Origin of the sequence: Comamonas sp. E6 (assembly GCF_001010305.1) — a bacterium.
Classification (GTDB): Bacteria; Pseudomonadota; Gammaproteobacteria; order Burkholderiales; family Burkholderiaceae_C; genus Comamonas; species Comamonas thiooxydans.
In genome coordinates, this window is sequence record NZ_BBXH01000016.1 from 107,352 (window position 1) to 120,570 (window position 13,219).

At 61.0% G+C, this 13,219-nt stretch carries 11 protein-coding genes; 4 read left to right on the plus strand and 7 right to left on the minus strand.

Annotated elements, in window-relative coordinates; all coding sequences use genetic code 11:
- Positions 1-105 precede the first annotated feature (105 nt).
- Genes CSE6_RS15150 through CSE6_RS15160 form a run of 3 tightly spaced genes read right to left on the minus strand, consistent with a single transcriptional unit; the run spans position 106 to position 4,051 of the window.
- Positions 106-564, minus strand: coding sequence for a nuclear transport factor 2 family protein (locus tag CSE6_RS15150; RefSeq protein ID WP_059440884.1), 459 nt, complete (start codon positions 562-564; stop codon positions 106-108).
- Positions 564-3,047 carry an RND family transporter gene (locus CSE6_RS15155; RefSeq protein ID WP_034360350.1) on the minus strand — a complete coding sequence of 828 codons (2,484 nt, stop codon included), beginning with the start codon at positions 3,045-3,047 and terminating at the stop codon, positions 564-566. Before CSE6_RS15155 ends, CSE6_RS15150 begins: the two co-directional genes overlap by 1 nt.
- Positions 3,044-4,051: a YCF48-related protein gene (locus tag CSE6_RS15160; RefSeq protein WP_059440885.1), complete on the minus strand. Its 1,008-nt coding sequence runs from the start codon at positions 4,049-4,051 to the stop codon at positions 3,044-3,046. Before CSE6_RS15160 ends, CSE6_RS15155 begins: the two co-directional genes overlap by 4 nt.
- A gap of 210 nt (positions 4,052-4,261) precedes the next feature.
- Here CSE6_RS15160 and CSE6_RS15165 point away from each other — a divergent pair, with 210 nt between their 5' ends.
- The 4 genes from CSE6_RS15165 (at position 4,262) to CSE6_RS15180 (ending at position 9,431) form a co-directional block, all read left to right on the plus strand.
- Positions 4,262-5,476: a thiolase family protein gene (locus CSE6_RS15165; RefSeq protein WP_034360356.1), complete on the plus strand. Its 1,215-nt coding sequence runs from the start codon at positions 4,262-4,264 to the stop codon at positions 5,474-5,476.
- 4 nt (positions 5,477-5,480) lie between these two features.
- Entirely contained in the window at positions 5,481-6,425 is a 945-nt protein-coding gene (locus CSE6_RS15170) for an OB-fold domain-containing protein (protein ID WP_059440886.1), read from the plus strand.
- A 351-nt stretch (positions 6,426-6,776) separates the two neighbouring features.
- Positions 6,777-6,980: a hypothetical protein gene (locus CSE6_RS15175; protein ID WP_034360532.1), complete on the plus strand. Its 204-nt coding sequence runs from the start codon at positions 6,777-6,779 to the stop codon at positions 6,978-6,980.
- A 351-nt stretch (positions 6,981-7,331) separates the two neighbouring features.
- On the plus strand, positions 7,332-9,431 hold the full coding sequence (locus tag CSE6_RS15180) for a TonB-dependent siderophore receptor (protein WP_059440887.1): 2,100 nt from the start codon (positions 7,332-7,334) through the stop codon (positions 9,429-9,431).
- 149 nt (positions 9,432-9,580) lie between these two features.
- On the opposite strand, the gene tesG is transcribed toward CSE6_RS15180, so the two are convergent.
- The 4 genes from tesG to CSE6_RS15200 are packed head-to-tail and all read right to left on the minus strand — an operon-like array spanning position 9,581 to position 13,204.
- Entirely contained in the window at positions 9,581-10,621 is a 1,041-nt protein-coding gene (gene tesG / locus CSE6_RS15185) for a 4-hydroxy-2-oxovalerate aldolase TesG (RefSeq protein ID WP_059440888.1), read from the minus strand.
- A gap of 14 nt (positions 10,622-10,635) precedes the next feature.
- Positions 10,636-11,559, minus strand: a complete 924-nt coding sequence (tesF, locus tag CSE6_RS15190; protein WP_004341179.1) for an acetaldehyde dehydrogenase TesF — start codon at positions 11,557-11,559, stop codon at positions 10,636-10,638.
- 6 nt (positions 11,560-11,565) lie between these two features.
- Positions 11,566-12,360, minus strand: a complete 795-nt coding sequence (gene tesE / locus CSE6_RS15195) for a 2-hydroxyhexa-2,4-dienoate hydratase TesE (protein WP_034396858.1) — start codon at positions 12,358-12,360, stop codon at positions 11,566-11,568.
- Between the two features lie 4 nt (positions 12,361-12,364).
- On the minus strand, positions 12,365-13,204 hold the full coding sequence (locus tag CSE6_RS15200; RefSeq protein WP_059440889.1) for an alpha/beta fold hydrolase: 840 nt from the start codon (positions 13,202-13,204) through the stop codon (positions 12,365-12,367).
- Positions 13,205-13,219 lie beyond the last annotated feature (15 nt).

A 13,219-nucleotide genomic window follows, 5' to 3' on the forward strand; every position in this document is an offset into this window, starting at 1 on the left:
CGAAGTTCTTTTTTGATGGAGCGTAGGCTTCTGTCAATTGAGTCGTCCGGAAGCAGAAAAGCCGTGCAGCGTGGCCGCGCGGCTTGATTGATGGAGTGCGGCAGCTCAGGTGCCGGGCTGCAGCACGGAGCGCTCCCCGATCTCAAGCAACATGGTCATGCTGCGCTTCTGGATGCGCCAGCCTTCGGGCAGCCTTACCCATTCGTCTTCATAGAAACCAATGGCGTCGTAGCGCAGATGACTGCGCTCGCCCAGTCCCTGATGCGCGGCTCGCACCTGAATCCTGCTGAGCGGGCGCTGCGGGTCGGCTGCATCGACTTCCAGATTGCCCAGCAGATGCTGGGTGGGGCCGCAGCCGTCAAGATGGGTGCTGATCATGCGGCGGACCTTGGCGACCCCTTCGCAGATGTAGTTGCCACCGTAGACCGTGGTGCAGTCAGGTGTGAACACCTGCTGCAGCAAGTCCCAGTTGCGTGTGTCGCAGGCCGTGGCGTAGCGGGTCAGGGTCTGGGCCAGAGCATGTTCAAGAAGAACCTGCTCCAGCGTGCTTGCTGCGGTCTGCATCACACTTTGCCGTTCACGGATGACTGGGGCTCGGGTTTGAGCATGCCGCCCGCATGGCTGATACCGCCTGCGCTGCCCGTCGCATGGGCGTGTCTGGGCTGCCGGTGCAGGCGCTTGATGCGCGCCCTGGCTTCCGCCGCGCCCACATTCAGCCAGTAGGCCATGGCAGGCAGCAGGAAGATCGCGCCCAGCATGTTCACCAGGAACATGAAGGCCAGCAAGATGCCCATGTCGGCCTGGAACTTCAGTGCCGAGAACGCCCAGGTACCCACTCCTATGGACATGGTCAGCGCCGTGAAGATGGCGGCGTTGCCGCGCTGGCGCATGGCTTCATAGAAAGCCTCGCGCAGCGTGATGTCTCGCTCGCGCAGCTCATGCTGCATGCTCTCGAACAGATAGATGCCGTAGTCCACGCCCACGCCCACGCCCAGCGCCACCACGGGCAGTGTGGGGACCTTGAGACCTATGCCCAGCATGGCCATCAAGGCATTGCAGAGTATGGAGACGATGGCCAGGGGCACGACGATGCACAGCACGGCGCGCCAGCTGCGGAAGGTCAGCCAGCACAGCAGCGTGATGGCGCCGAAGATGGAGCCCAGCATCTGCACTTCGGCATGTTCCACGGCTTCGTTGGTCGCGACCGCCACGCCGGCGTTGCCGCCAGCCAGCAGGAACTTGACGTTGGGCGTCTTGTCCGCAGCGATGAAATCACGCACCTCATTGACGACATGGGTCAGCGTGGCGCCTTCGTGGTCCTTGAGGAAGACCTGCAGATTGATGACCTTGCAGCCCTCGGTGTTCAGGCCCAGATCGGGAGAAAGTGCCTTGGCACCCGAACGCAACGCGGCTTCGGTGCGCTGCAGAGCTGCCCAACGGGGGTTGCCCTCGTTGTTGCTGGAGGCCGCGATCTTGGCCAGACCGGAGACGGTGGAGACGGATTGCACACCGTCAACCCGGCGCATGCGCGATTCAAAGCGCTCCACGGCGTTCATCACCTGCCAGTTAAGGCAGCCTTCGTCGAGGTTGGAGGTTTCGACGAAGACGGACAGCACGTCCATGCCTATGGAATAGCTGCCGATGATGGTGTCGTTATCACGGTTGTAGCGCGACTCGGCGCGCAACTCGGGAGCGCCCGTTCCCACATCACCTGTCAGCAGATTGCGCGATTCGTAGGTGCCGGCGGCCAGCAGCAGCAGCGACACCACCAGAGTCAGCATTGCGGGCTTGCCTTCGGCCAGTGCCGACAGCTTCCACCAGATGGGGTTACGGCCATTGGCTGAGGAAGAGGGGGCTTGCATGGCCTTTTTTTCCAGACGCAGATTGGCCAGCACTGCGGGCAGGAACACCTTGTTGGTGATGATCATCAGCAGCACGCCCATGCAGGCGGTCACGCCCAACTCGTGCACGATGGGGATGTCGATCAGCATGATGACCATGAAGCCCAGAGCATTGGTCAGCAGCGCCAGAGCTCCGGGAATGGCCAGCTTGCGAATCGCGTTCTCGGCGGCCAGCCTGGAGCTTAGGCCGGCGCGCACATCATGCTTCCAGGCTCCCGTCATCTGCACCGCATGGGATACACCGATGGAGAAGATCAGAAAGGGAACCAGGATCGACATGGGGTCGATGCCGTAGCCGATCAGCGGCAAAATGCCCAGCAGCCAGATCACGGGCAGCAGTGCCACGGCCAGGCCGACCACCGTGATGTTGGTTGACTTGGTGTAGAGACGCAGCATGATGGCCGTGATGACAAAGGCGATGGCAAAAAAGGTCATCACCGTGGTCAGGCCGTCCATCACATCGCCCAGTACCTTGGAAAAACCAATGATGTGGATGGAGATGTCCTTGCCTTCGAACTTGCTGCGGATCTCTTCCAGGCGCTGCGCAACCTTGTGATAGTCGAGCTTTTCTCCGGTCTTTGGGTCGACCTCGAGCAGGTCGGCGCGCACCATGGCGGATTTCAGATCGTTGCTGACCAGAGAGCCGATCTGACCGGACTTGGCCACGTTGGAGCGTACCTGGGCCAGACCTTGTTCGTTGGCCTCGAAGCGCGAAGGAATCAGCACCTCGCCCACGTAGCCGTCTTCGGTGATCTCGATGTATTTCACGTTCGGTGTGAACAGCGAATACACCTGGCCGCGGTTGACGCCGGGGGTGAAGAAGACCTCGTCCGTCACGCCACGCAGGGCTTCGAGAAATTCCTTGTTATAGATATCGCCTTGCCGGCCCTTCCATTCCACGCTCACCAGAATGCGGTTGGCTCCGGAGAAGGTGGCTGAATGCTTGAGAAATGCCGTCATGTACTCATGACGCATGGGGATCAACTTGTTGAAGCCCGGATCCAGGTGCGTGCGCATGGCCGAGACAGCCAGCAATGCCGTGGCAATCAGCGTCAGCACGACTATGGACTTGCTCCACGAGATCAGCCAGCGTGCCGTGGATGCAATAAACCGGTCCAGCCGGCTGGTGGGTTCGCTCAGAGTCATTGTGTCGCTCCTGGGTTAGCCTGAGCGGCTGCCTTGGCTTGTTGTGGTGGGGGAAAGGGTTGCAGGCCTGCGTCGCTGGACATCCATCCGCTGTCGGGGCCGGTAAGCACAATGTCGGTCAGGGTGGCGCGGCCCTTGGCGCGTTGCAGGCTGAAGCTCTTGCCGCCGTCCCTGCTCAGGCCGAGCATGCTGCCCTGTCCTACCAGGATGATGGTTCCGTCCTTTTCCTGGGCATGGCCAAAGAAGGAGACCGGAGCCTGAATCGTCGACTTGACCCATTGCGCGCCCGGTGCGGCCTGCACAAAGGCGTTGCCGCGCATGCCATAGATCAGCCAGCCGCCGTCGCGTGTAGGCATGGCGTTGTAGAAAGATCCGTTGTAGAACCCGGGCTCGATCTGCCAGCTTGCGCCGGAGTCCTCGGACTTGATGACCAGGCCGCGCTCGCCCACTATCAGCCAGTGCTTGCCATCTTCGGAGCTGGCAATGCGGTTCATGTGCTTGTCCTCCACCTCTGAGGGCAGGGGCAACTGCTCCCAGGTCTGACCGTTATCCTTGGAGGTGATGGCACGGCCGAAGGCGCCGACACTGATCCAGTCGCCCGAAGGAAGGCGCGCGATCGACATCAGAGGCTCTCCGTTTTCCTTGGAGAAAGCGACTTCCTCCCAGGTGCTGCCTCCGTCCTTGGTACGCAGAATCCAGCCTTCGTGCCCCACGGCGAAGCCGGTCTTTCTGTCGGGCGCAAAAGCCATGCTGACGATGAGCGCCTGACGCTGTTCCTTGATCTGTGCCTGCTGCCAGTGAGCACCCTTGTCGTCCGAGTACAGGATTTCACCGAGTGCGCCGGCTGTCAGCAGACGATCACCCGCCTGCGTGATGGTGTTGAAGTGACTGCGCTCGATGCCAATGGTGGTGGGGGCCAGGGGGGGCGGTGTGCGGGGTGCAAAGGCGAGCGCTGAGGCAAAGGCCACCAATGCTGCTGCGCCTATACCGACGGCTGTTTTCACGTTGTCTCCTTATTGATTCGTACACGCTGTGCATGTATTGCAAACACGGGTGCAGGTTCTTGATTTGGAGCTTCAGCAACATCGTCCGAATGGACGTTTGCCCGGAGAATTAGGGGTATGTACGGGGCCGGCTTTTTAGTCTCTACAGACGATGGATTCGGTCTGCTTCATTTACACAATGAATGCACACTTTCTTGGTAAGGGAGACATATGGGTTTGCAAGGAAAAGCGGCGCTGGTTGGCGTCGCGCAGTACAAGCCGCAGAAGTACGCAACGGCGCCGCGCATGTTCCATCTGGAACAGGTGGCCGATCTGACGCTGCAGGCTCTGGAGGACGCCGGCATGGAGCTGTCCGAGGTGGACGGTCTGATCACCAGCGCTCCGCACTTTCATGAAGCCAGCTGTTTTGTGCCGGCCATGGCCGGCGAATACCTGGGCGTGCGCCTGAACTTTGCCGAAGTCGTGGACCTGGGGGGAGCCAGTTCCGTGGCCATGGTCTGGCGCGCGGCTGCTGCGATCGAGCTGGGGCTGTGCAACACCGTGGTCTGCGTGCTGCCCTCGCGCATGGCACCGATCTCAGAACATGACGACCACATCAAGGAAGTCATGAAGGCCAGCCGCTTTGGCGGCCACAGCACTCGCTTTGGAGCGCCCGAGGCCGAGATGGACCTGCCCTATGGCCATATGGCGCAGAACACCGGCTATGCCATGATCGCCCAGCGCTATGGCGCGGTCCATGGCTACGACGCGGCCGCTCTGGCACGCATCAGCGTGGACCAGCGCTTCAATGCCTGTCACAACCCCGACGCCATGTTCTACGGTCAGCCCATCACGGTGGATGACGTGCTGAACTCGCGCATGGTGGCCGACCCTTTGCATGTGCTGGAAATCGTGCTGCCGGCTGCGGGTGGCGGCGCCATGATCGTCACGCGTGCCGATCGCGCCAAAACCACCAGACACCGCCCCGTCAGCATCGTCGGCTGCGGCGAGCATGTGAGCAGCAAGTCACCCACCTATATGGCCGACATGCTGCAGACCCCCATCGGCCCGGCTTCTGCCAAGGCTTTCGAAATGGCGGGCATGCGTCCCTCAGACATGCATATGGCGCAGATCTATGACTGCTACACGATCACCGTGATGCTGACGCTGGAAGACGCGGGCTTTTGCGAGAAGGGCAAGGGCATGGACTTTCTGCGCAACAACGATTTCACCTTCAAGGGCAACTTCCCCATGAATACCCATGGCGGCCAGCTGAGCTTCGGTCAGTCCGGAACAGCGGGCGGCATGTCCCAGGTGATTGAAGCGGTGCACCAGATTCAGGGGCGTGCCGGCGACAGGCAGCTGGGTCGCAACGATCTGGCCTATGTGTCCGGCACCGGTGGCGTGATGAGCGAGCAGGGCGCCTTGATCCTGCGGGGAGCATAAGAACATGGCTTGGAACAAACCTCTGCCCCATCCCACGGAAATTTCTGCGCCGTACTGGGAGGGTCTCAAGGCCCACGAAGTGCGCATTCAGCAATGCGATCGTGGACACTCGCTGTTTTTCCCACGCACCCATTGCCCCACTTGCGGATCGCGCACCCTGAAGTGGAACAAAGTGTCGGGCGAAGGCACGCTCTACAGCTTCACCATCGCACGCATTCCCACCATGCCCGAATTCACGGACGAGATGCCCCAGGCCCTGGCCGTGGTCGAACTCCGTGAAGGCGTGCGCATCAACACCACCATGGTCGGCGTGGATCCCGAGGCGCTGAAGGTGGGCATGGAGGTGCGTCCCGTGTTTGACGAGCGCCCCGGCGAGGTCACCCTGCTGCGTTTTACCGCCCGTGCGGGCAGCCACCCGACCGTCATCAAGGCCGACGCCGAGGCCGCAGTTGCGGTTGCCGTGGTGGAGGAGGCTGCCGCAGCCAAGCGCAAGATTTCCGTCAAGGACATCGAGGCCATGAAGTCGCTGGTGTCCGAGGAGTACAGCCCCTGGTCCAACGAGTTCACTGTAAGCCAGGAAGTCATCAACGAGTTTGCCAAGCTCTCCGGCGACGACTACTGGATTCACACCGACCCCGTGCAGGCGCGGGAGAAAAGCCCGTTCGGCACCACCATCGCCCACGGCGCTCTGGTGCAGGTGCTGGCCAGTCAGCTCAGGATTCCGCTGGACTACGAGGTGGTGGACTTCAACAACATGGTCAACTATGGTTCGGACCGCCTGCGCTTCCCGACCCCCGTGCCCTCCGGCTGCAAGATCCGTGCGCGGGCTCGCATCAAGGCTGTGGAGCAGGTCAAGAGCGGCGTGCAGGCCACGATGGAGCTCAACATCCATGTGGTCGGCCAGGACCGTCCTGCAGTCATCAACGACCTGGTGATTCTCTACATGTAATCGCCGTTGCCCGCCCGGTGAAGGCGGGTGTTTCAGTTTCTTCAAGGGTTGGGGCTTTGCGCAAGCAAAGCCCTTTTTTTGCGGCCGTACACAGATGGGATCCTGTCTCTGTTGGAATGCGAGAAATATCAGTCAAATTGGCTGTATACCTATGTATTAAAAGCGATGGCAGCTATCAAATTATTGAAACTCTGCCGGCAGGAGTCAAAGCCATGCGGCGGCGCCCTCGGGTCGGCGATCTGGGGTTGCCACCTAAGTAAATACCTGCTCATCAAAATGGACGATGTTGCGTTTTCCGTGCTGGCCATACTGCAAACCAGAAAGGCCATAGAGCCTGTAAAGGAGACAAGCATGAAAACCTCTTTTCGCTGGATGAATGCGCTTCGCGCAGTGTCGCTGGTGGCTGCCGCGCTGGCGCTGTACCTGCCTGCCATGAATCTGCCGCAGGGTACCGCTGTGGCAGGGCAGGCGGAGTCTGCGGTCAAGCTGCCCGCTGGCATCGTGCTGGCCAGTGCCCAGACCTCCTGGAACGCGGTTTTTGCATCGGGCTATTGAGCCCTGGGCTGAAAGCTCTGCCGGTTGAGTCCTCTCGTTTTCCCTTGATCGGTCCTGAAATCGGCGGCCTGATGGCAGCGAGTTGCCGTTGTATCGGCATCGCCTCCAGCCCGCCTCGGAGGGGCAGATACGGCTTTGTTAAGCCATGGACTCTTGTTGCTTTCAAAGCATGTACATGACTTTGATCTCCAGATAATTTCTGTACTGTAAAGTACAGGTAAATGAGACTGATTCTCGCTTATGATGCGCACGCTTTTGCACAGCACACAGGTTGTAGCCAATTGATGCCGTAGTCCCTGCTGCGGACGATACCCGCCAAGCCGAATTAAAACTCCGTATAACGAGGCATTCATGGCATTGAGGTATTCGCCGCTGGCAGCGGCATTGGGGCTGGCTTTTTCCGGTGCAGCGTGGGCGCAGCAAGCTTCAGAGGTGGTGCTGGAGGAAGTACAGGTCCGCAGCGATCGCCAGCCCGATTCCGGCTACAACCCACCCACGGCAACGAGCGCCACCAAGATCGAGGCCCCGTTGCGTGATATTCCTCAGACCGTGAATGTGGTGCCTCAGAGCCTGCTGCGCGATCAGGTCGCTCAATCCATGCAGGACGCTCTCAAGGCCGTGCCTGGTGTGGGCTTTTCTCATGGTGACGGTCAGCGCGATCAGGTCACCATCCGCGGCTTCTCCGCCATTGCCGACCAGTTTGTGGACGGCTTGCGCGATGACGCGCTGTATTTCCGCGATCTGTCCAATATCGAGCAGATCGAAGTGCTCAAGGGTCCGGCATCGGTGCTGTACGGACGCGGCTCGTCGGGCGGCCTGATCAATCGCATCACCAAGAAGCCCGGCGTCAATCTCAGTGAAGTGGGCTTGACTCTGGGGCGCTGGAACCAGCGCCGTGGCGAGTTCGACCTGGCGCGCGCGCCGCAGGACAGTGCGGTCTCTTATCGCCTGACCGGCGCCGTTGAGCGCGCCGACAGCTACCGCGACCAGCAATTTCTCGATCGCAAGGCGCTTGCGGCATCGGTGCTGATCAAGCCCAGCTCGGACACCAGCGTGCTGCTGCAGGCCGACTATCTGAAGGACAGCCGCCTCACGGACTTCGGCATCCCCGCGTACCAGGGCCGGCCAGTCAATGTGTCACCCGGTACCTATTACGGCGCGGCCAATGCCAGGGATGTGGATGTAAGCCGTGCCGAAGTGGCATCGCTGGGGGCCACGCTGAATCACCGGATCAGCGACAGCCTGTCCTTGCGCAATGCCTTGCGCTACTACGATTATTCGCTGGATAGAAACAACACTCTCGTGGGCTCGGTCAACGAGAAGGCGATGACGGCATCGCTGACACGCGGCAATGTGCAGCGTGACGAGAGCGGATTTTTCAACCAGACCGAGCTGAGCCAGAAGCTCGAGTTCGCCGGGATGAAGCATCAGCTGCTGTACGGCTTTGAATTCGGCCGACAGAGCAAGGATCTGCTGTCATACAGCCGAGCCAATGTGGCAACGGTCTCGCTGTTCAATCCGGTGCTGCCGACTTTGCCGCTGCGCATCGACGGCAAGCCTGCGGCGGACAATCACAGCGTCTTCAAGGTGGCCAGCGCCTACCTGCAGGATCTGGTCACCATCAGTCCTCAGTGGAAGGCACTGGCTGGTGTGCGCTATGACCGCTTCCAGCAGGAAACGCATGAGCGTCAGCCCGGCAAGCCGGATCTGAGCCGTACGGACACTGCCTGGAGTCCGCGCGTCGGGCTGGTCTATCAGCCCTCGTCGGCGTGGTCCTACTATGCTTCTTGGAGCAAGTCCTTCCAGCCTTCTGGTGAAACCTTTGCGCTGGCTGCCAACAATGCACAGCTGGCGCCGGAGAAAACGACCAGCCAGGAAGTCGGAGTCAAATGGGATCTGCCGGACGGCAAGGCTTCGGTCACGGCCTCGCTATTCAAGCTCGAGCGCACCAATATCAAGAGCGTCGACCCCACAAGCAACACCGTTGTGCCTCTGGGCGTGCAGCGCACCAACGGGCTGGAGCTGACGTTTGCCGGAGAGATTGCACCGACCTGGCAGGTCTGGGCCGGCTATGCATTCCTCGATGGCGAGATGACCACATCGCCTGCCGTCGATTCCGGCCAGCCGGTCCAGGGCAAGCGCCCCACGCTGACGCCCAGGCAAAGCGCCAACTTATGGGTGACCAAGGCACTGGGCCACGGCTTCGGCCTGGGTGGGGGGCTGAACTATGTCGGCGCCCGGTTCGCCAATCCCGGCAATACCGTGACCTTGCCAGGCTACACCACAGTGGATGCCATGGCCTACTACCGCATGGGCTCCTGGGATGTGCAGCTCAAGCTCAACAATCTGCTGAATCGTCGCTACATCGTGGCCGGTCATGGCAGCTCGCCCAACCTCAACCTGCCGGGCGCACCGCGCTCGGCCCAGGTGGTGGCGCGCTATCGCTTCTAGAAAAGATGTGCCATGTAGCCCGGGCAGGCTGGCCTGGATGGATGGAGGCCTGATGCTCAGGCCGATGCCGCAAAAAAAGGGTTCAACGGCCGCCCCAAGCAGCCGCTGAACCCGATCAAAGTGGCAAAGAGAGCCTGAAGTCAGACGTATCAGGCCGCCACAGCCTGCCTCTGGCGCTCGCGCACCATGGTCAGTGCCGTGTCTTCGATCATGTCTTCCTGGCCGCCCACCATGCCGCGGCGGCCCAGTTCCAGCAGCAGCTCGCGCGCGGGGATGCCGTACTTGGCTTCGGCACGCTTGGCAAACAGCAGGAAGCTGCCATAGACGCCTGCGTAGCCCAGGGTCAGCGCGTCGCGGTCGATGCGGATGGGAAAGTCCATCAACGGCACGACCAGGTCTTCGGCCACGTCCTGGATCTTGAACACGTCCACGCCGGTTTCAATCCCCATGCGCGCGCACACGGCTACCAGCACTTCCATGGGCGTGTTGCCCGCACCGGCGCCCAGGCCGGCAGCCGCAGCGTCGATGCGGTTGGCACCGACCTCCACTGCAGCCAGAGAGTTGGCGATGCCCATGGCCAGGTTGTGGTGGCCATGGAAACCCAGTTCGGTCTCGGGCTTCAGAGCCTGGCGCACGGCGGACAGGCGTTCCTTCACGTCGTCCGGCAGCATATAGCCGGCCGAGTCCGTGATGTAGATACAGTTGGCGCCGTAGCCTTCCATCAGCCTGGCTTGCTTGACCAGACCTTCGGCACTGTTCATATGCGCCATCATGAGAAAGCCCACGGTATCCATGCCCATCTTGCGGGCCATGGCGATGTGCTGCTCGGAGACATCGGCCTCGGTGCAATGCGTGGCCACACGGATGGTGGAGACGCCCAGTTCGTGGGCCATCTTCAGGTGATCGACAGTGCCGATGCCGGGCAGCAAGAGGGCCGAGACCTTGGCCTGCTTCATCAGCGGAATGACGGCGGACAGGTACTCCTCGTCCGTATGAGCAGGAAAGCCGTAGTTGACCGAGCTGCCGCCCAGGCCGTCGCCATGGGTCACTTCAATCAGGGGCACGCCAGCGGCATCCAGTCCAGTGGCCACGGACTTCATCTGTTCCAGGGTCATCTGGTGGCGCTTGGGGTGCATGCCGTCACGCAGCGTCATGTCGTGAACGGTGATCTTCTTACCTTTGAGGGACATGTTCTTCTCCTGGATCAGACGGCAACAGCGGCTTCGGCCAACTCGAAACGGCCGGCGAGGATTTCTTCGGCAAACATCTCGGCCGTGCGCGCCGCAGCGGCGGTCATGATGTCCAGATTGCCCGCGTACTTGGGCAGGTAGTCGCCCAGGCCTTCGACTTCCATATAGATGGAGACGCGGTTGCCGTCGATCACGGGGCCGTTGACCAGCTTGTAGCCGGGCACGTATTTCTGCACTTCCTTGATCATGGCGTGCACCGAGGCTTCGATCTCGGCAGGCTTGGGCGTATCCACCGTCAGGCAGTGGATGGTGTCGCGCATGATCAGCGGCGGCTCGGCGGGGTTGATGACGATGATGGCCTTGCCTTTTTGGGCGCCGCCAATTTTCTCGACCGCGCCAGATGTGGTGCGCGTGAACTCGTCAATGTTCTTGCGCGTGCCGGGGCCGACCGAGCGGCTCGATACCGTGGCCACGATCTCTCCGTAGCTCACGGCCTGCACGCGCGAAACCGCAGCCACCATGGGGATGGTGGCCTGGCCGCCGCAGGTGACCATGTTCACGTTCATGGCCTTTTCCGCAACCTTCTCGGCCAGATTCACGCTGGGCACGCAGTAGGGGCCGATCGCTGCAGGCGTCAGGTCGATCATCAGCACGCCCAGCTCGTTGAGCTTGCGGCTGTTTTCGGCGTGGACATAGGCGCTGGTAGCGTCAAAGGCGATCTGGATGCCGTCTTCCTTGACAAAGGGCAGCAGGCCATCCACACCGTCGGCCGTGGTCTTGATGCCCATCTCGCGGGCACGCTTGAGACCATCGGACTCAGGGTCGATGCCGACCATCCACACAGGCTCCAGTATGGGGGAACGCTGCAGTTTCATGAGCAGATCGGTACCGATATTGCCGGGGCCGATCAGTGCGCACTTGATCTTTTTTTGCGTCATGGTTTCTTACTCGGTGAATTGAATGGAACAAGTACCCATGCCTTCGATGACCATGTCGAAATGGTCGCCGGCGGCGGCGGGCACCAGGGGGGCGAGAGAGCCAGAGAGAATCACTTCACCGGCTTTGAAAGGAATGCCAAAAGCGCCCAATGTGTTGGCCAGCCAGGCTACGGCTTCAGCAGGGTGGCCCTGCACGGCACTGCCCAGGCCAGAGCCTGCGGGCTGGCCGTTTCGTCGCATTTCCATGGCGGCAGCGGCCAGATCCAGCGAAGCCGGATCTGTGTGCTGCTTGCCGATCACGAAGACGCCGCAGGAGGCGTTGTCGGCCACGGTGTCCTGGATCTTGATCTTCCAGTCCTTGATGCGCGAATCGACGATCTCGAAGCAGGGGGCGACCCACTCGGTGGCGGCCAGCACGTCTTCCTTGGTCACTCCCGGGCCTTGCAGATCCTTCTTGAGCATGAAGGCAATTTCGCCTTCGGCGCGGGGCTGGATCAGGCCGGATGCTTTGAGCGAGACGGCTGCGCCGTCTTCAAACTGCATGCTGTCTGTGAGAAAGCCGAAGTCGGGCTGGTGCACATTCAGCATGTCCTGCACGGGCTTGGAGGTCACGCCTATCTTCTTGCCGATCACACGTTCGCCCGATGCTTCGCGCAGGCGCAGCATGTGCAGGGAGATGTGATAGGCGTCTTCCACCGTCATTTCGGGGTGGCTTTCGGTTAGCGGAGCCAGCGTCCTGGCGGTGCGCAGCGCGTCATACAGGCGCTGGCCTTGCTGTTCGATGAATTGCTTGTCACTCATGGCTTCAACCGTTTTTCATGAAGTCTATGCAGGTGCGGTTGAACATCTCGCGATGCTCGACCTGCACCCAGTGGCCGCACTGGTTGACCAGCACCACGCGGCAGTTCTTGATGCCCTTGGCCAGCTTGTCGGCACCACCCACGGGATTGAAGGCATCCTGCATGCCCCAGAACCCCAGCACATTGCACTTCAGATCAGGCAGCTGCTCGGTCATATTGGGGATGTACAGGCGTTGGCGCGAGGCCTCGGTCTGGGTCAGCGCAATCGGGGCGCGTTCATTGATGATTTCTTCCGTCAGCAGCGACTGGTCCACCACCTGCATGCTCATGACGGCGCGCATGGCTTCGGGGCCGGTCTTGCCCGACTTGTAGACATTGAACATATTGGCAATGCCGGGCATGGCCATATAGGCTTCAAACTCTTCCACGCCACCAGGTGCCATGAGGATCAGGCTCTTGACGTCCTCGGGGTACTTGAGCGCATAGCCCAGCGCCACGGCACCGCCCAGCGAATTTCCCAGCAGGGTGATGTTTTTCAGGCCCAGCTGCTCCACCAGTCCCTTGACGCCGGCGATGAAGAAATCCATGTCGTACTGCCTGGGCTCCTCGGTCTTGGACGAGAGGCCGTAACCGAGCAGGTCGGGAACGATGGAGCGAAAGCCGGCCGCAGCAAACTCGGGGTAGTTGCCCTTGAAGTTGCTGTAGCCGCTGGCACCGGTGCCAGCGCCGTGCAAAAAGATCACGGGGTCGCCAGAGCCTTGCTCATGGTAGTGAACGCGCTGAGGATGACCGGCCACATTGCCGATGTCCACATACTTGCCTTCTGGGATGGAAAATTGGCTCATCTCTGTTCTTTATGC

Bases quoted from the DNA above. Each gene is read 5' to 3' on its own strand.
- tesG (WP_059440888.1), bottom strand. From the start codon at position 10,621: ATGTCCCTCAAAGGTAAGAAGATCACCGTTCACGACATGACGCTGCGT.
- CSE6_RS15155 (WP_034360350.1), bottom strand. From the start codon at position 3,047: ATGACTCTGAGCGAACCCACCAGCCGGCTGGACCGGTTTATTGCATCC.
- CSE6_RS15150 (WP_059440884.1), bottom strand. From the start codon at position 564: ATGCAGACCGCAGCAAGCACGCTGGAGCAGGTTCTTCTTGAACATGCT.
- tesE (WP_034396858.1), bottom strand. From the start codon at position 12,360: ATGAGTGACAAGCAATTCATCGAACAGCAAGGCCAGCGCCTGTATGAC.
- CSE6_RS15170 (WP_059440886.1), top strand. From the start codon at position 5,481: ATGGCTTGGAACAAACCTCTGCCCCATCCCACGGAAATTTCTGCGCCG.
- tesF (WP_004341179.1), bottom strand. From the start codon at position 11,559: ATGACGCAAAAAAAGATCAAGTGCGCACTGATCGGCCCCGGCAATATC.
- CSE6_RS15165 (WP_034360356.1), top strand. From the start codon at position 4,262: ATGGGTTTGCAAGGAAAAGCGGCGCTGGTTGGCGTCGCGCAGTACAAG.
- CSE6_RS15200 (WP_059440889.1), bottom strand. From the start codon at position 13,204: ATGAGCCAATTTTCCATCCCAGAAGGCAAGTATGTGGACATCGGCAAT.
- CSE6_RS15180 (WP_059440887.1), top strand. From the start codon at position 7,332: ATGGCATTGAGGTATTCGCCGCTGGCAGCGGCATTGGGGCTGGCTTTT.
- CSE6_RS15175 (WP_034360532.1), top strand. From the start codon at position 6,777: ATGAAAACCTCTTTTCGCTGGATGAATGCGCTTCGCGCAGTGTCGCTG.